Source organism: Paenibacillus crassostreae (genome assembly GCF_001857945.1).
Taxonomy (GTDB): Bacteria; Bacillota; Bacilli; order Paenibacillales; family Paenibacillaceae; genus Paenibacillus_AQ; species Paenibacillus_AQ crassostreae.
Genome location: NZ_CP017770.1, coordinates 4,018,398 through 4,036,699, shown reverse-complemented (window position 1 = coordinate 4,036,699; position 18,302 = coordinate 4,018,398). Strand labels below are relative to the sequence as shown.

Here is an 18,302-nt window from a genome sequence, read left to right as displayed (position 1 = left end):
GCCATTATCTAACCTAACGGGATCAAACAATGAAATATTGTTCCTTGGCCTTGTACACTTTTGAACGAAATAGATCCCTGATGCGCCTCAATAATATGTTTACAAATGGATAGTCCTAGACCAGAACCCTCATATCTAAGATTGGAATTCAATTTCCCTTTAAAATAACGATCAAAAACAAAAGGCATATCCTGAGGAAGTATTCCTTCCCCGGTATCTGCTATCGTTATTTTTAATTGTCCCCGCTCAAGAGTTATATTCATAATAATGGAATCACCCGCCTTCGTATGTTTCAACGCATTGGTAATGAGATTAGAAATAACCTGTTCCAATCGATTAGCATCCGCATGAATCAGTACATTGGGAATGTCTTGTGGTTCTATAAAAGTAACCCCTGTTGTACGAACGTAGTGAGCGATCGGTTGTAGAATCGCTATTAACATGTCCCTACTATACTGTTCCGAGAGTGTTACTGAGATCTGCCCTAATTCTTTTAAGGCATGTAGTAATAGATCCTCCGTCAATCTTGTCATTTTCTCTGTATTATTATGCATGACTTCAACATACTCCATTACCGCTGGCATATCCGAACAGACCCCCTCACGTATGGCTTCTATGTAAGCCTTTAACGTTGTTAGCGGTGTCTTTATTTCGTGGGAAATATTCGAGATTAGTTCCTTTTGTGCTTGCTCTTGTTCATCTCTCCGTAAGCTAAGATACATAATTTCCAGTCTCATTTGATCAAACACAGTATAGACCTCACCCATCTCATCCATCGTTTTGTATGAGGCTTTTTGCCCATAATCCCCCCTCAGAATAGCTTCGGAGTAATCTTTTAAATGCTGGATAGGATGAATGATATCTCTTTTGATTTTTTTCCTAAGAAGGAAGATCAGACAACAAAAGATGAGTAACATGGAAGTCATTATAATAAACAGGGAAAGTGGTAAAGCGTGGGTTCTCTCAATAAAGATAGTTCTTGCAGGTATGGCGAATATAGCATTTCCTACTTGAACGTGGGTAACTTCATCAACGACAGGAAACGCAATGTTATAGGTATCCTTTTCTACCCTCGCATGATATAAATCATAATGAAGCGCCGTTGTAAGATCTACCTGTCGGATCGTGTTGTTGGATGAGGAATTGAATATAATACGACCATCCAATTTCGCGTATAATAAGCTTACTTCGTGTTCTTCAGACATGGTCTGTAGAGTGTCTTGTATCTCGGGGTCATCATCAATCTCTTGATTATATCGCTCTAGGTACAGCATCATATCACTTACTTTGAGTCGTACCTGATTAATGACAATATGAGAATCAACTTCTCTCTCACTTTTGTAATTGTCCCAGAGCAACCCTGCCCCACACCCCAATATGATGAGAAGACAAACAATACCGATTTTATACCATTTTTTAATCCAATCACTCAAATACATAAGGCTCTCCTATCTTACACTTCATTTACTTGTCATTCATCGAAGCTAAATTTGTATCCAATCCCCCAGACTGTCTTAATATACAGGGGATTCGACGGATCATCTTCCAACTTCTCTCGTATTCTTCGAATATACACGGTGATCGTACTCTCATCACCATAAGTACTGTATCCCCATACAGCATCCAACAACTGACTTTTAGAGAACACTTGGTTCTTATGCTTGGATAGAAAAAATAGTAGTTCAAGTTCTTTCGCAGAAAGTGAAATATCTTTCTCTTCTTTCGTCACTTTATATCCTTGTTTATCAATCGTTATCTTTCCAATATGAAGAATATCCTCATTATCTGCTTGTTTTACCACCATGTTTAACATGCTATCCACTCTTCGTAGGTTAGATTTAATTCTTGCTAATAATTCACTTAATGAAAATGGCTTTGTCATATAATCATCTGCACCAAAACCAAGTCCAAGAACTTTATCTGTGTCACTACCTCGTGCACTTAAGATAAGAATGGGAACATTATTCTTCTCGCGAATTTGTCGACAGAGTTCAACCCCGTCTATATCAGGCAACATAATATCTAGAATGATGAACTCTGGATTCAATATATCAATGACATGTAATGCATCTTGACCATTGTTTGCAATAGTAGCTTCATATCCGTTCTTGATTAAATAGTCCTTAATAATACGTGCTATATCTTGTTCATCTTCGATAATAAGAATCTTGCGATGTTGATTCATATCTACTCTCCTGATCTTAAGTAATTAGTTAATTTCAATTCAATTCATAGTCCATTACAACTTACCATTTATAGGTAGTTTGGTCTATCCTAAACAAACAAAAAAAGACCTGGAAGGTTCAGGCATCCTTTGCCCTATATTCAAGCAGATCTTCAACAATATCGTATCATTTTACGCTAAATATAAAATTGATCCAAATAAACAAATAGATATATGCTGATTCACAAATTGATCTTAAATTTATTTACTTTCATCCACTTTCCAGAAATAAATTCATCAATCGTTCCTGTTTTTGTTCTAATACGAAACCGATGTTCAGATCCTTTATCAAAACCAACTGCTTCGTAAATTAAGTCGTCGCCTATTTGTTCCTTATAAAATACTTGCTTTAATCCCAATCGATTCAATAATTGAAGCTTTACATTCTCAATAACGGTACGTGAATAAACCCTAGACATATGTACTCCTCCTTACAATCGTAGTCATATTATATCATCCATTACCCACAAGGAGAAACGGCAATACCGTCCTTTTCAAGGGTGAAATCCGTATCTGCGGAAATATAAGAAATAGAGTATCAAGTGAAACTTATACTTACTTTCTTATATTTTAAAAAAACAACCTCATATTCATGATTTAAATATCATGGAAATGGGGTTGTTTTTTCGTATAATGCGGCCAAGAGGACTCGAACCTCCACCTCATTGCTGACACTAGAACCTGAATCTAACGCATGCCCTATATCTATTCCAATGGATCAAGACGTGGCTCTCTTGCTAATTGGTATATGTAATTACGATCCAGCTTGACCACATTGCGATTAGGTCGTCTAATCAATACCTGATTGGCATCCCATGCAACAACAATCCCTCTAATATCATTGCTCTGTATAGAATCACGAACGACGCGAACTTTTTCTCCACTTACACGAAAAGCATTCAATTGTTCATCACTAATCATTTCTTGAAGCCACCTTATACTTCTATATATTTTAAAAAAAGACCTAAATCGTTAAATTTAGGCCATATCATGAAACTGTTTATATTCAGATGATAACCTATTATCGTTAGAATTATCGCTGCGCATGTTCTTTCTCGGACCAGAAGTCTAACACCGTAGCAGACATCACTCGACTATTTAAGTAATCCACTTGTTGAGGTGTAAATACTTCCTTCCATGAGAATGAAAGTTCCTCACATAAGTTCACAATGGTCAATAATTCAGACCATGCGACGTAGCGTTTGTACCAAAAAAATTGAGGGTGTTCAAGCATATAGGGATATAGATCATCAAATTCTGTGTGTTTACAATCGAGTGCACGCTCAAAATGATCTTTTGCAGTAGCTAACTTGCCAATAAAAAATTGCTCTGTTACCGGTTCTTTCCCCATTGTGTTGCCTCCTCTCTTCCTTACAACTACTATTATAAGCGATTACTATAATACTTAAAAGCCATTGTTAGAAATTGGGCCTACGCTACCTAATTATTCTACGAATTTAATCTTTCCATCCGTTAACGATCCAATCTTTACAAGTGATTCTATTCTGATGCCTTGCTCACGAATCGTTTGTGCTCCTGATTGGAATGCCTTCTCAATCACAACGCCTAATCCTACTAACTCCGCTCCTGACCGTGCTATGATCTTAATCAGACCTTTCGCGGCATCCCCATTAGCAATAATATCATCGATAAATAATACTCGATCTTCACTCTTCATATACTCTCGAGATAACATAATATCTGTCACAATCCCTTTTGTAAAAGAAGGAACACGTTCACAGTATGCATCTGGATCAGCTAGTAGTGTTTTTTTGCGGCGAGCGAATACAAGCGGTACCCCTAGTTCGTATGCAGTGGCAAATGCAACAGCAATACCGGATGATTCAACTGTAACTACCCGTGTGACACCTGATTCACGAAATCTTGCTGCAAATTCGCGTCCCATTTCCATTGTTAATTGTGGATCTACCTGATGATTCAATAATCCATCCAACTTCAACACTTTATCAGATAAAACGATACCTTCTTCAATAATTCTCTTTTTTAATAATTCCATTATGTTACCCTCCCATACCAATCCTTTGTCGTTAAAGTACCATATATCTAGTTCAAACATCAAGTGAATTTGGACATGTTACAGTCATGTCCTTCCCATATTCAACATACCTTGTACTAATGCGAAGTAACGCAAGGGGGGATTAAGATGAAAAACGCAATCCGGATTATGCAAATTGCATTTACTTACATAGGTACCGTTGTTGGTGCCGGATTTGCCACTGGACAAGAAATCCTCCAGTTCTTTACACAATATGGAAAGTGGGCAACACTAACTATTCTTCTCTCAACCATACTTTTTATATGGCTAGGCACAAAGATGATGATCATTTCTCGTAGAATTCATGCCAGGTCATATGAGGACTTGAACACGTATTTATTTGGGCAACAATCAGGTCGTCATATTAGTACCATCATGCTTTTTATCCTGATCGGAGTAAATAGCATCATGTTGGCAGGTGCTGGTTCCGTCTTTGTACAACATCTTAATCTTCATTACCAGACGGGACTAATTATCACGCTTGTGGGTTCCTATTTCTTACTTAACAAAGGAATACATTCGATACTATACATGAATAGTATCGTTGTTCCCATGATGTTAAGCATTTCATTGCTTATCATCTCGAGAACATGGCAAATGCCTAACGCAGATCATTTTCTAACTTTAACCACTGACGCTAATTTATCCATGGCCTGGATATCCCCGATACTATACACTGCCTTCAATCTCGTTATGGCCCAAGCTGTGCTTGTCCCCTTGGGGAGCCATACTGAGAGTATTACAGCCATTAAATGGGGAGGAATCATCGGTGGTCTAGGTGTCGGATTTATGCTAATGGCTGCTCATTTCGCCATGTCTGCACAGATGCCAGGTATAACACAGTTTGAGATTCCGATGGGAAGCATTGCATTTCAATTAGGGATCGTCGTTCAATTGATATATGTGCTACTTATATTTCTAGAGATCTTCACCACTTTTGTTGCAGATGTCTACGGGATTACTTTACAAATACAGCAACGTTTTAAAGTCTCTCCACGATTAATTTCTATTGCCATCATGTTAGCTTGCTTTTTATTCAGCCAACTTGGTTTCAGTTACTTGTTGTCCGTTTTGTACCCACTCTTCGGATTCCTTAGTTTATTCTGGATTGTTAAATTGATGTTGATAAAGAAATAATATGAGCTGTTGGCATAATATCCCGAATATGTTGAACTACATAGGGATGACAAGTCATCATAATAATCTGGCGTGTGGGGGATACTTCCTGCAATAAAGTTAAGGCAGATATCATTCTCTCCTGATCAAAGTTAACAAGAATATCGTCAAAAAGAAGTGGGATCGATATTTGCGAATTCATCGTACCTGCTAACGCGAGTCGCATGGCTAAGTACATTTGTTCTGCCGTTCCACGACTAAGCTTTACACTTTCAATTAGACCACGTTCGCGATGTTCAGCTAGCAGCACCTTTGCTCCCATTTTCATAACGATACGTGAATAAGCACCATTCGTTAAGCGTGCGAAATAAATTGAAGCCAATTTCAATACTTGTGGCTGTTTCTCTTCTTCATAAATACGTCGAGTTCTAGTGATCAGCTCTGAACAGATAGACATCACAGCATAATTCGCTGTCATTTGCTTTAACTCTGCTTTTTGCTCTTCCAGCTTCTGCACGGCTGTATCATGAAGACATAATAATTCTAGCTGATCTTGCTCTTGTAGCAACCTTCCGTGCTTTTGTTGCAACTCATTAAAGTGAGCCTCGATCTCGTTCAATTCCTTCTCGCTCTGAGTACTTGCTAGTTCTAATTCCGTCTCATCATGAGTTGATAATATATCCAGTATGGCTTCTCTACGACGATCATCAGATCCACTAAACATCGTGATCTCCCATTGTCTAATAAGAGCTAGCAATTCCTCTCTTCGTTTATTAATCGCCCCACGATGTAAGAAGCCTTCTCCACTATCTGCTCCACTCAGTGTGAGTAGCTCCTGCCTCAGGACTGAGATACGTTGCCATTCGTCTGAAACAATCTTTATCTCTTCTTCCACTGACTCTAATCTAGCAAGTAGCAAACTACGCTGATGCATCTTTTCCTGATACTCATCCCATTCCTTCTTCTTCAACTCAATCCATGCAGTAGGGGATAAGTCTACAGGTCTTAAGCCATCCACAGTCAAACTCATGCATTCTTTTTCATATTCTTGACAATCTTGTTCTAATTGAATCTTTTTTCGTTGGAGTTTATCCAATTGTTCGATACTTTCCAACCCTTGCTCTGCCAATAAGAACATATCTAGTACTGCTTCTGGCGATAGATGAGGATCCAGTTCTCGTTGTTGTAACCAATTCTCCCACTTTAGCTCCAGTTCTTCAAATATCCCTTCTTCTTTCGTCATGTTCTCTCTGACTCTGGTTAAATCACGAGCCAAACCATCAACCTGGCTTGTAAACATGTGTAATTCTGTTCTCAATTTGTCCAACTTTTGTTGCCATAACTGCCACTGATCCATCAGTTTTCGTAATTCACGAACACTTGATTCTAACTCTCCAGCATCTATAGAGCTTATTGAACCATCACTTTTAGTTGTTGAGAAGGGATCGGAAATAAGACTAACCATTAGCTTAGTAATCACTTCTAGATCTTGACTTTCATCTTCCCGTTTACTAGAGTCAGCAGCTTTACTACGTTGTGGAGAGTACTTTATGACTCCATTCCAATAGAGAATAACATCTATAATCAACAAGGTCGAACCCGTTACAATTGCTGGTATCACGAATCCCATACGCCATAATAGATAAGGAAGGACAAGCGTTAAGGCAACACTACCCCATAACAATCCACGCGTTATTCTCTTCTTCTTTTTCTTGGTAGCCCTATCCATCTCGACTTGTCCAATAACTGAATACCTTGAAAAACGATTCTCACGCCACCGTTCTAATGCACTCTGTAGATCATTCCACAACATCATAACTTCTTCTGGATTATGAGATACCATCATTCCAAAGCGTTGTCGACCATTATCCAATTCGTCCTTATAACCTATTTGAGCTCTACGGCAATCATCTTCAGCAGCATCCATATGCTGACGAATCTGTTGCGTCTCCAGTGCCAAACTTTCAATTCTACGATCATAATTAGCGAACCCTACAACATACCGCCGAACAATATCCCGTTCTCCAACCGATGTTGAGAAATTCTGAAGTTCTTTCTTTGTCCAACGTGAATCGATTTGACGAACGATACGAATAACCCGTAAATCTAGCGCTGTTGCTTCGGCAGAAACCTCAAGCAGATCACTTTTCTTCCCCTCATACGAATCCCTCCGAGTGTACAATCGTTCAATCAAAGAACCCTGCTCTCCAAGCCTCGTATCTGTAATTAAATCATCCAACACCGCTTGTAAATCTGCTTGATTCCTAAGGCATTGTGATCTACGTAACGAGATAGCATCAGCTTCAACTTGTAGAGATTCCCATCTCCGAATTCCACCTTCAGGAAATGACGTAACAACGTCTAAAGAACACTCTTCCTGCTTAGCTTCCTTCCAATTAAGCCACGTAGGTCTAATATCCTGTGCTTTTCTTAACAAAAGTAGACGGTCAGTAGACACTCGTCGAGTCTGCTCCTGACTAGAAAGGTTCTCTAATGTTTCAGCACATGATGATACATTATCATTATATCTTCGAAGAAATGATTTACTTTCAGTAATTTCCTTTCCTAACTGTTCCATACTTTGCAATAATTTAGATATTTCTTGTACTCTACCTTTCGGCTTGTAAAGCTTCTCCATTTCTTGGTTAAGCTTACGCTCTGCCTGGATAATCTCTGTTCCCCCACCTATACCTGCATGAAATAAATAACTATTCATTTCATCGGATTGCAGTGAACGTATTTCCTGAAGCTCACTTAGAGATATGGCAAATAATTGATTGAACATCTCTCGCGACAACCCACCTAGAAGCTCACGTTCCATTTCTTGCTGTGTTACCTTCTGAACTTGCCCCGAAGCATCACTTCTAACGATTGAAAGTTTCTCTGTTCGGTTGCCGGACCCACTTCCTCCTTCACCAGACGCTGCGAACCTAGAGATACTCCATTTCATGCCCTCAGCATCGATCACAGTAAGTACTCCACCATGAACTCCGCCCGTCAAAGGTTCATATCTTTCCGTAGGATAGGTCCGACTAGGGATGCCAAAGAACATTGAGCGTACAAATTGCTGAATCGTACTTTTCCCCGCTTCATTTGGACCCATGAATATCGTTGTACCTGAATTTAGCGTAATATCTAATTCTCTCAAGTGACCAAATCCATGAATCTGAAGTCTTTCAATTCTCATACACTCCTACCTCCCTCACCAATTTCGTTAAGGAGTAACACGGCACCAAGCTCACCCGCACGTTCTAACCATTCCTGTTTTTCCTCCGCGGTAGACTCATTAACGAGTAATCTGATTTCTCGATTATTCATGAGAGGAGACAGTGCTTTATCTAGCAGTTCCTTAGACAGATCAGTATCTGCCTCTATTTTATCTGCTAGCCGTAGTAATTCGCCTAGAAAATGATCTTCAAGAATTAGCTCAGCACGATCAATCTCAATTCCCGATTGAAGTGACATGCTTTCGCTCCAGACCAATCCTCCGAATTGATCCTTTTCTGCTCTAACGATTTCTCTACGTCTCAATTCTTGTTCTAATTCTTCTGCGATATGGCCACTTTCAAGTTCACGATGAATAGAACTCCGACCCGTAATAATCCATCGTACGATACTCATACGATCTGGAAGCTGACTACGGATACTCTCTACCTGCTCTTCGACCCGCATCCGCCATTCATCAATATCATGAATACCATCTATTGATATTTTCTCTATCAACCAGCGAACTTGGTCCAACTCATGAAAGGTCAGTTGCACAGAAGCAACTTCAGATACGTCCACGACATAACATCCCTTAGGACCGATTTCTTTCACACTTCTACCTTGGATATTTCCAGCGTACACGATGTGAGGATACTCCTGAATCACACGCCGCATATGTATATGTCCTAGTGCCCAATAATCATACCCCGAGGCTTCCAACTCTTTACGAGTACAAGGTGAATACGTCTCATGAATAAGATCGCCATCCACATTGGCATGAAGTATCCCAATATGGAACAGCGATAACTTTTCATCTCGATGAAATTTCAAAGCCATATTCTCAGTCACTTTTGAAGTAGGATAAGAAATCCCACTCACAACTGCGACCTCCTGTTGATCAAGACGTCGTCTAGCAATCACACTTTCTACTTCAGGTCCAAATACATGCACATGGTCATCATTTCTGATTTGTAACCTAGGACCATCTAGAGGGTCGTGGTTTCCATGGATAACATAAATATGAATACCATGCCTACCCAGTTCCTCAAAAGCTGCTTGTATGGCTAAATGAGCTCTCAAGGAACTATCTGCTGCATCATAAACATCACCACTAACGACAATGAAGTCCACTTTTTCAACAATCGCAATTTCTATTAATTGACGTAACGCATTAAATGTCGATTCTCTTAAATGTTGACGAATGTGATCTGACAATCCCTTCATGCCAATAAACTTACTATCCAGATGTAAATCAGCGACGTGGATGAACCGAAAAGGATTCATTTAACATCCCTCATGCTGGTATCGAATTCTAGATACATTTTCTTAAGCAGATTAACGACATGAGTAAGTGAATATTCACTTTTAGCTTTCTCCCATGCTGATCGAGACAATTCATACCGATAGGATGGATCACTTATAACCTTCTCCAAAGCCTCACTAAGTGCAATATAATCTTCAACAGGTACTAGCAATCCATTCACACCATCATCAATTTGTTCTGGAATTCCCCCAACATCACTCCCTATAAGGGCAAGACAACTCAGTGCTGCCTCAGCAAATACAGATCCGAAAGACTCCGCTCTAGACGGTAATACGAATATATCAAAAAAAGGAATAAATTCTTCTGGATGAAGTGTATATCCATAGAATATCGTCTCATTGTATACACCTAGTTGACGCGCTAACTCTTCTAGTTCTTTACGATAAGGTCCATCACCGATGATATGAAGTACATAATCATAACCACGTGATTTAAGTTCAGCACAGGCTTTAAGTAGAATGTCTAGCCCTTTGGCCGGAACAAGACGACATACGGTTACAAGTTGCGCAATCTCATTCTCGTGGGGAATAGGCTTAAAGCGTTTCTCATCAAATCCGTTCGGGATGACATGAATGTGATCAGGATGATCAACATAAGACGACATATATTCAGCAAAAGATTGAGATACTGTAATTAATCGATCACTTTTTTGTTCTAACTCGTGATAGAGAGAGACCAAGAATTGATGTTCTGGCCCATTCTCTTGAATCTTCCCATTAAGGATAAGCTCTCGTTCATAGCTAGAATGGATGGTTTGAATCAATGGCGTATCCGGGAATAATTGCTTCAGCGCAAGCCCAGCGATCGGATGATGGGCATGAATAAGCTCATATGGTTTCTTAACACGCATGCGAACCCACCATAGATAATCCCGATAGGTCTGAATATACTTTTGTACAATTTCACTATCTTTATAGAGTGTCCAGTCGAATGTATCGAATACCACTTCTTCGCGACCTTTATTTCTCAATCTCTTGGGTAACCAGAATATTTCCATCTCCCAACGAGATGAACTGAATCGCTCCTGCATATAAGGGACCATAGATGATACACCACCTGGTTGTTCAGGTGGGAAGAAAAGTGCTTGTAATAACTTCATTGAGTATTCCTTCTTTCTATTATGTCATTCTCTATTCAGAATTTAAGAAATTATGATATATTAAGAACATACGTTTTAATATTTGGACATAAATTTCATTGAAGGAATGAGGAATATAGATGCCATTAGTCCCAGGATCTTCGCCGATCATTCCAGGGATCGCTTACGCATGTAGTCTTTACATTGTACTCATTATGACGGTCATGTGCCTCATTATGTATAGCAGACAACGCAAGAAAGCTTATCTTTATATGGTGTTTGCCTTCCTCTTTATTATCGCATACGAAGGAATGAACATCCATTACCTGAGTAAGGGGAATACCCTATCTAGCTCCACCCTTTGGTCAACGCGACTACAGGTATTCTCTTTTCTATTGTTAAATACTTCAGTATATCTATTGTACAAAAAAATAACTAAACGTGGATATGCACTTCTTGGATTTATGTTGCTATTATTCCTAGTACCGTTGTTTCTAACAAACTATACACCGCTCAATATAACTTCGGGACAACTATTCTATCTGAACATATACCAAGGAATCGTAATTATTGTAGGGCTCTGCTTAATCACGCCACGTATTGGTCAGCCAATCAAATATATTATAGGTTCGGTTATCAGTCTGATTGGGGTTATTCTCTCAATCATCTTTCTCTACGCAGATCATATCAATGCCACATTAAATACGATTCACTTATTACTTCCACTTCTCTATTACACGGTTATCTTTATTATTCTATTCCAAAGAATTGTTGAGCAAATGCAATCTATTTATCGTTCCTCCATTACTGATGGATTGACCAATCTTTATAACCGCCGATTTTTTATGAAACAAGTTAAACGTTATGTAGATCAAGGATTGAAGGTTTCTGTTATTTTTTGTGATATCGACAACTTTAAGAAACTTAATGATACCCAAGGACATGCAAGGGCAGACCAAGTATTGAAACAAGTTGCGGACATCATTGATGAAGAAGTATCTGGCGTAGGATTATCTGGGCGGTATGGTGGAGAAGAGTTGGTAGCTGCATTAGTTGATAAACGAGCGAAAGTAAATATCATCGCTGAGAACATACGATCACGTGTTGAACAAGAGAGTATTGTTACCATCAGTGTAGGTCACAGCAGTCTTAGAAAGAATGTATCAGTCGATGAACTCGTGTCTCAAGCAGATCAAGCTATGTATCGTTCCAAAACAACGGGGAAAAACAAGGTCTCTCCCTTTCATTTACCCTCTTCGAGAAAAGAAACGACAAGACAAAAAGAAGCATCAGCGGAACTATAATCCGCGATGCTTCTTTTTAACATCTACCTATTTTTTAAGAAAGACAATGTTTCAGGAGTGCAGCATGCACCCCACCCTCATTATTAGAAAGCGTTACTTCATCTGCTGCCGCCTTTACTTCAATAGGGGAATTATCCATTGCGATACCTTTACCTGCATATGTCAGCATCGTGATGTCATTGAAGTAATTCCCAATGGCTAGTACTTCTTCCTGTTGAATACCACGTTTCATCGCAAGCTGCTTCAATGCGTTTCCTTTTGAAGCTTCATTATTCATGAGATCAATGAAATAATCACCACTACGGAGCATATTAAGTTCTAATTCCCACTGACTTAAATCTTTATAGACCTCATCGATTACTTTAGATTCACCAAACATGGTGAATTTAACAATAGGTTCTTTAATGGAACTCCATTCGGGCAAATTAAATGGTAACGTTAAGTAATTCTCATACATATTGCGTACGACTGGCTCCAGGCCATCCACACTATCAACATACATGTCATATGGAGTATTGATATCAAAGTGAATACCTTTTTCACGACAATATTGCATGAAGGGTGTTAACGATATAGGTTCCATAGCGAAATGATGGACGATCTCCTTTGTATCTACCTTAGCGGTTGCTGCCCCATTATGGCTGATCACATATCCGCTCAAGCCCATCTCCTCCATGAAAGGAATCGAATTTAACGGCCCCCGACCTGTACAAAGGATAATCTCTGCACCTGTCTCAGCCACTGCTTTTATAGTCTCCTTCGTCTGTTGACTTATCTCGTGGTCATCATTCAATAGCGTACCATCTACATCTAGTGCAATCAGTTTGTATTTCATTATCCATCCATCCCTTTCTATCTCTTTATCTATTATTCTTCCTTGCCTAACAAGGATAATTCCTCTGAAGTCAATTCGCGATATGTTCCAATTTCAAGATTGGGATCCAATATTACCTGTCCCATTTGAACACGCTTGAGATATATTACTTTCTTACCTACTGCTTCAAACATTCGCTTCACTTGATGAAATTTGCCTTCATGTATCGTTAAAGAAATTATAGATATGATTGTATCTCCATCTTGTTCTTGACTAAGCACATGTAGTTCACCAGGCAATGTCTCATACCCATCATCCAAGGTGACTCCTGCCGCAAATTTAGCAATATCTTCCTCGCCAACATCCCCATCTACCCTTGCTTCATATGTCTTTGGAACATGTTTACGCGGTGACAACAGATTATGTGCAAACTTCCCATCATTCGTTAAAAGGAGTAATCCTTCTGTGTCTTTATCCAATCTTCCCACAGGGAAGGGCTCAAACACGACATCCTCAGTGTCTAACAGATCCAGTACCGTTGCTTCACGCTTATCTTCCGTAGCAGATACAACACCTTGAGGCTTATGCAACATCAGATAAATAAATTCCTTATAGACAATCCGCTCTCCATTCACTTCGATATGATCGTTGAATGGATCGACATGTAATCCGCTATCTTTCAGCACTATGCCATTTACTGTAATACATCGTTGTTTGACCATTCTCTTAATTTCACTTCTAGATCCATGACCAAGATGTGCTAGAATTTTATCAATTCTTTGGGTCTTGCGTACTCCACCACTCATATCTATCTTCCTCCACTCACTATGCTCATCCTTAATATGTTTGAAGCAACCCACTTATGTCATAACAGTGGGTTGCCTCATAGAGAAGACTATCTTGAATCCTACACCTATTCGTCTTCATTCGCTAACATGTATCTTATTGCTATCCGGACGTTGTGGTCCACGCCGTTGCGGAATATTAGGCTTAAGTGTTGCTTGCGCCATGTCAACTTCTTGTTGAAGTTCTGAATCAGTAATAACAATGGACAGATCATAGTAAGAAAACGGTTGTTCATCATATCGCTCTATTTGCTTAGCATATTGACGAACTTGTGGTACTAGCAATCCTAGATCAATTCCCAATGAAAGTGATGGATATTGCTCCAATTGATCTGCTGCGCTGTGCAACATCTTTCGACCACCAATAAGATTGTGATTGCGGAAATGATAGAGTCCGACAGCAACCTGTAACAATCCCTTATATAAAGGATCGTGATTGTTACGAAGCCATAGCTCTTCTAATACTTCATGACATTCGAAATAATCTTGATCTCGATTGAAATAGATGAGATAGGCAACGTAGAGTTCCTCATATTTCATCCGTATTCTCACCTTTTTTTGTCAAAGCGATAAGTCGTTTCACCTCATCCAGAAGCAACTTCATCTCATCCATTTCCTGTCTTTGCCAAATATCATTAAATCGCTCTTGGAACGTTATCGCTTCATTCACCAAATGATAAAAGTACAATTGATGAATCAAGGAGAGCACTCGTGTAGTTACATTGGAGTCATCTTCAAACTGTTTCTGAGCCTCCAAAATATCTTCACGAATACTCGACATCTCATTATCCAAAGTGGATGCCGCTTCCCCTGCCTTCTTCAAACGCTTGCGAATATTATCTGGTAAGCTTTCAGGGTATTTATAACTTAGTGAATGTTCAATCGTCGCCCAGAAGTTCATAGCTAATGTACGTATTTGGATTTCGGCAAGAACTACTATTTGTCCAAGAGCGGTTTGCACCGGATATTCCACAATCATATGGAAACTCCGATATCCACTTTCTTTATAATTCGTAATATAATCCTTCTCATACACTACTTTCAGATCTTTACGGTTACGAATGTATTCCGCTACCCGTCGAATATCCTCTACGAATTGACACATGATTCGAATTCCAGCAATATCCTCGATCCCCGTCTCCAGCTTATCCATCGGCACATCTAACCGTTTAGCTTTATTGAGAATACTCGATATTTTCTTGACCCGACCTGTAACAAATTCAATGGGCGCATATTCTTCACGTTTCTTTAATTCAGCACGCATCGTTTTGAATTTAACCTTTAATTCCTCAACCGTTTGTTCATATGGGAGCAAGAACATTCCCCAATCTCTATTATCCATTCCCATGTATAATTTAACCTCCAGTCTTTCACCCTCAGTGATGATCAGCACCTACCGCTTCTGATATATGACGGAATCCATCTTGTCGTAGGCACTTCCTCAACTCTGCGTGGATCTTACGATTCACATCTGGCCCTTCGTAAATAAGTGCTGTATATATTTCAACCAGGCTTGCACCTGCTCGAATCTTCTCATAAGCGTCCTTACCAGTAAAAATCCCACCAGAACCAATGATCGGTAATTGACCATGACTCTGTTTATATATTCTAGATATGATATCTGTAGATCGTTGCGTTAATGGTTTACCACTCAGTCCTCCACTTTCCTTAGCATTGGAATGATTCAAGCCTTCGCGAGACAAAGTTGTATTCGTCGCAATGACACCTGATACTCCACTTGACTGAAGGACATCAACCATCGATTCAAGTTCAGCATCACTCACATCGGGAGCGATTTTGACCAATATATGTTTATTAGTGTTATGTTTACGTGCTTGTTCCTTCATTTCATCCATGATATGGGCAAGTAGAGAAGATAATTCACTTCCATATTGCAGATTACGTAAGTCTGGTGTATTCGGTGAACTGATGTTCACGACGAAAAAATCACCATGAGGATATAGTAAACGAATACATTCCTGATAGTCTTTATAGGCCTCTTCATTCGGGGTTACTTTATTCTTTCCAATGTTAATAGCAACTGGAATTTGTCGTTTTGGATGGTTGGAAAATCTCCGAGCCATAGCTTCTGTTCCATCATTATTAAACCCCATCCGATTCACAAGTGCTTCATCTGAAGGAAGTCTAAAAAGACGAGGCTGATCATTCCCGGGTTGTCCCTTCGGTGTCACAGTTCCTACTTCCATAAATCCAAATCCTATAGATGAGAAACCCTTTACGGCTACTGCATTCTTATCTAATCCTGCAGCAAGACCCACAGGTGTATGGAAATGTAATCCGAACAAGTCAACGGTTAGATCTGAAGACTCCTTCACACCCCATATGCTACGTAATACATGAGATGCACCCGGGATGGAGCCAGCAGTATGTAATCCTCCAATAACTAGATGATGCGCCTTCTCTGGATCTAATTTAAAAAATATTGGTTTTACCACATTTCTATATAACACAGGTTTATCTTCATCTCCATCCACAGTATTCTCTATACTTATAGTTTAGCCTTTTACAGTTCAAAAAGAAAGTGGATTCAGCCCATCAATCCTCTCCATTCTATCAATAACCAAGTTATAGCTATTTATCAAAAAAGCCATTACAATTAGAATAGTTAGTGATACTCATGGAAAGAGGGTTCATCTATATGACAACCAAACGCAAACCGCCAGCAATTCACCACACGAAGCAAGAAGTCAATAAAAAAGCACTATTGTGGGTTGGAATCAGCATATTTCTAGTCATTATAGCTTTGACCGTGTTACTCATTCTTAACATTTAATTCAGCCAATGGTAAGTTTTAAGGGGGTTCGTCTGATCCTGTCTATGCCGAGATTTATATCGTTCCGTTGGAACAAGCAACTCATCAGGTAGGACCCCTTTGACTATTGATACCTTCGTCCCCATAGGAACTAGATCAAATAACTCTTCTACATCCTCTTGCGTCATACGTATACATCCATTCGACTCGTCAAGACCAATGCTATTGGGCTCATCCGTTCCGTGAATAGCATAATTGCTAGTAGATAGTTGCATTCCTCGACTTCCAAATTCACCATTAGAACTTCCGTTGGGATTAACAACTTTTTCAGAGATCACGAAGTCCTCCTCTGGAGTCTTGCCACCCCCTAGTCCTACCTCATAATTTCGCAACAAGATGTTTCCACTAACTACCGCTAATCGATGGTTCGCTTTATCAACAATAATCTCGAGAGGCTGTTCAAAAAAAACATCATCGCCTACGTTAGAACTGGTATTGTCATTAGTAGTCGATCCGCTGTCTTCCTTGTTAGGTAGTGTAACTGTGTTCCCAGCAAGTGTTGTTGATGAAGTATACCTTGCTTTAATTGTATCAAAATATTGCTCCATCACTTCCGTCGATCCTGATATCACATTATTTGGAAATGGCTGTGATAGTTCTTCTAACCTTGCTGGGAGTCGCCCATTTTCTTGCACAAAGAAACGTATTGCGCCTGATAATGCCACCAATTGCTCTTGTTTCTTAACCCATTCTAATGCAGATGCCTTAAGATCTGTAGCATCAGGTGGTGTGCAATCACAAGCCATGGGATCATAGGATTGAAAAACTATTTGTGCATTCGCCATTTTATCTAGTGTGTATGTAAGGGGCATATTTTGTTTCCATATCAACCATTTATCTTTACGCTCCATACCCAGAACAGCCATCTTAATCGGTAATGCGCTCGAATAATCCAACAATAATGCTAGATTTCGGGCTGTTTCTTGAGATGAACCACGATGTTGAGCTGTAAATGTAGGAATGTTGATAGAAGCGGTATCTTTCACTTTGACTTCAGTCACATTGTCAGCCTGATTCTTCTCCGTATCATTGGTTAAGGTCTGTTTCTCAGCAGGAATGGATGCAACCGTAACTCCAGGAGCTTCCAGTGGTGCTAAGATTAGAAATAAGAACATCAATGTTAATAACAACAATCGTATTTTATATGTACGTCGTTCTCTATTGCGTGACTGATGAAATAATCTATCTTGGTATTCTTTCCATACATCATCTGGCACCCTACTATGTTCGAAAGCTTCATATACGTCACTAGATTGATTAAAACAATAATTAGCTTTACCTTCCTCACCGTTCTTTTCATATTCCTTACCGAGTAAATACCATCCCATCTTATTCTCTGGATGCTGCTCTACATATTTTTTGAGGAATATCGAGTTTTTCACCATACACCTCCAAAATGATGACTTGATAATATTTATATCGGCAGAACGGATAAAAAAATAGACATCTCTCACGAATTACAATTTCATGAGAAATGTCTATATTATGATTTCAGTCTAAT

At 39.3% G+C, this 18,302-nt stretch carries 18 protein-coding genes; 3 read left to right on the top strand and 15 right to left on the bottom strand.

Annotation, left to right across the window (positions count from 1 at the left end; translation table 11 throughout):
* Positions 1–8 precede the first annotated feature (8 nt).
* The 6 genes from LPB68_RS18650 to LPB68_RS18625 form a co-directional block, all read right to left on the bottom strand.
* A complete protein-coding gene (locus LPB68_RS18650; RefSeq protein WP_162274320.1) occupies positions 9–1,433 on the bottom strand; it encodes a sensor histidine kinase in 1,425 nt (474 codons plus the stop codon).
* A 38-nt stretch (positions 1,434–1,471) separates the two neighbouring features.
* On the bottom strand, positions 1,472–2,185 hold the full coding sequence (locus LPB68_RS18645) for a response regulator transcription factor (protein WP_068656185.1): 714 nt from the start codon (positions 2,183–2,185) through the stop codon (positions 1,472–1,474).
* Between the two features lie 221 nt (positions 2,186–2,406).
* The gene (locus LPB68_RS18640) at positions 2,407–2,643 is read right to left on the bottom strand and encodes a hypothetical protein (protein ID WP_068656187.1); all 237 of its coding nucleotides are present in this window, start codon (positions 2,641–2,643) and stop codon (positions 2,407–2,409) included.
* A gap of 286 nt (positions 2,644–2,929) precedes the next feature.
* Positions 2,930–3,145 carry a hypothetical protein gene (locus LPB68_RS18635; RefSeq protein ID WP_068656189.1) on the bottom strand — a complete coding sequence of 72 codons (216 nt, stop codon included), beginning with the start codon at positions 3,143–3,145 and terminating at the stop codon, positions 2,930–2,932.
* Between the two features lie 112 nt (positions 3,146–3,257).
* Positions 3,258–3,575, bottom strand: coding sequence for a hypothetical protein (locus LPB68_RS18630; protein ID WP_068656191.1), 318 nt, complete (start codon positions 3,573–3,575; stop codon positions 3,258–3,260).
* A gap of 93 nt (positions 3,576–3,668) precedes the next feature.
* Positions 3,669–4,241: a xanthine phosphoribosyltransferase gene (locus LPB68_RS18625; protein WP_068656193.1), complete on the bottom strand. Its 573-nt coding sequence runs from the start codon at positions 4,239–4,241 to the stop codon at positions 3,669–3,671.
* Between the two features lie 147 nt (positions 4,242–4,388).
* Here LPB68_RS18625 and LPB68_RS18620 point away from each other — a divergent pair, with 147 nt between their 5' ends.
* Positions 4,389–5,417, top strand: coding sequence for a YkvI family membrane protein (locus LPB68_RS18620; RefSeq protein ID WP_068656195.1), 1,029 nt, complete (start codon positions 4,389–4,391; stop codon positions 5,415–5,417).
* Here LPB68_RS18620 and LPB68_RS18615 read toward each other — a convergent pair.
* Genes LPB68_RS18615 through LPB68_RS18605 form a run of 3 tightly spaced genes read right to left on the bottom strand, consistent with a single transcriptional unit; the run spans position 5,392 to position 11,026 of the window.
* On the bottom strand, positions 5,392–8,583 hold the full coding sequence (locus LPB68_RS18615; RefSeq protein ID WP_068656197.1) for an AAA family ATPase: 3,192 nt from the start codon (positions 8,581–8,583) through the stop codon (positions 5,392–5,394). The two genes, LPB68_RS18620 and LPB68_RS18615, sit on opposite strands and share 26 nt — an antisense overlap.
* The gene (locus LPB68_RS18610) at positions 8,580–9,887 is read right to left on the bottom strand and encodes a metallophosphoesterase family protein (RefSeq protein WP_068656199.1); all 1,308 of its coding nucleotides are present in this window, start codon (positions 9,885–9,887) and stop codon (positions 8,580–8,582) included. Before LPB68_RS18610 ends, LPB68_RS18615 begins: the two co-directional genes overlap by 4 nt.
* Positions 9,884–11,026 (bottom strand): glycosyltransferase family 4 protein, encoded by a 1,143-nt coding sequence (locus LPB68_RS18605; RefSeq protein ID WP_068656201.1) that lies wholly within the window; start codon positions 11,024–11,026, stop codon positions 9,884–9,886. The genes LPB68_RS18610 and LPB68_RS18605 overlap by 4 nt, the downstream gene beginning before the upstream one ends.
* A gap of 119 nt (positions 11,027–11,145) precedes the next feature.
* Here LPB68_RS18605 and LPB68_RS18600 point away from each other — a divergent pair, with 119 nt between their 5' ends.
* Positions 11,146–12,309 carry a sensor domain-containing diguanylate cyclase gene (locus tag LPB68_RS18600; RefSeq protein WP_068656203.1) on the top strand — a complete coding sequence of 388 codons (1,164 nt, stop codon included), beginning with the start codon at positions 11,146–11,148 and terminating at the stop codon, positions 12,307–12,309.
* Between the two features lie 34 nt (positions 12,310–12,343).
* Here LPB68_RS18600 and LPB68_RS18595 read toward each other — a convergent pair whose 3' ends face one another.
* The 5 genes from LPB68_RS18595 to LPB68_RS18575 all read right to left on the bottom strand — a co-directional run bounded on the left by LPB68_RS18595 (position 12,344) and on the right by LPB68_RS18575 (position 16,439).
* Positions 12,344–13,144: a Cof-type HAD-IIB family hydrolase gene (locus tag LPB68_RS18595; protein ID WP_068656204.1), complete on the bottom strand. Its 801-nt coding sequence runs from the start codon at positions 13,142–13,144 to the stop codon at positions 12,344–12,346.
* Between the two features lie 32 nt (positions 13,145–13,176).
* Positions 13,177–13,929 carry a pseudouridine synthase gene (locus tag LPB68_RS18590; protein WP_068656206.1) on the bottom strand — a complete coding sequence of 251 codons (753 nt, stop codon included), beginning with the start codon at positions 13,927–13,929 and terminating at the stop codon, positions 13,177–13,179.
* A 117-nt stretch (positions 13,930–14,046) separates the two neighbouring features.
* Positions 14,047–14,508, bottom strand: coding sequence for a DUF309 domain-containing protein (locus LPB68_RS18585; protein ID WP_068656208.1), 462 nt, complete (start codon positions 14,506–14,508; stop codon positions 14,047–14,049).
* Positions 14,498–15,310: a GTP diphosphokinase gene (gene yjbM / locus LPB68_RS18580; RefSeq protein ID WP_068656690.1), complete on the bottom strand. Its 813-nt coding sequence runs from the start codon at positions 15,308–15,310 to the stop codon at positions 14,498–14,500. The genes LPB68_RS18585 and yjbM overlap by 11 nt, the downstream gene beginning before the upstream one ends.
* Before the next feature lie 34 nt (positions 15,311–15,344).
* Positions 15,345–16,439 (bottom strand): quinone-dependent dihydroorotate dehydrogenase, encoded by a 1,095-nt coding sequence (locus tag LPB68_RS18575; protein ID WP_068656692.1) that lies wholly within the window; start codon positions 16,437–16,439, stop codon positions 15,345–15,347.
* 188 nt (positions 16,440–16,627) lie between these two features.
* Between LPB68_RS18575 and LPB68_RS23690 the strand changes: the two genes are divergently transcribed.
* The gene (locus tag LPB68_RS23690) at positions 16,628–16,762 is read left to right on the top strand and encodes a hypothetical protein (RefSeq protein ID WP_257786619.1); all 135 of its coding nucleotides are present in this window, start codon (positions 16,628–16,630) and stop codon (positions 16,760–16,762) included.
* Here LPB68_RS23690 and LPB68_RS18570 read toward each other — a convergent pair.
* Positions 16,759–18,186 (bottom strand): L,D-transpeptidase, encoded by a 1,428-nt coding sequence (locus LPB68_RS18570; RefSeq protein WP_232510169.1) that lies wholly within the window; start codon positions 18,184–18,186, stop codon positions 16,759–16,761. The two genes, LPB68_RS23690 and LPB68_RS18570, sit on opposite strands and share 4 nt — an antisense overlap.
* Positions 18,187–18,302: the final 116 nt, after the last annotated feature.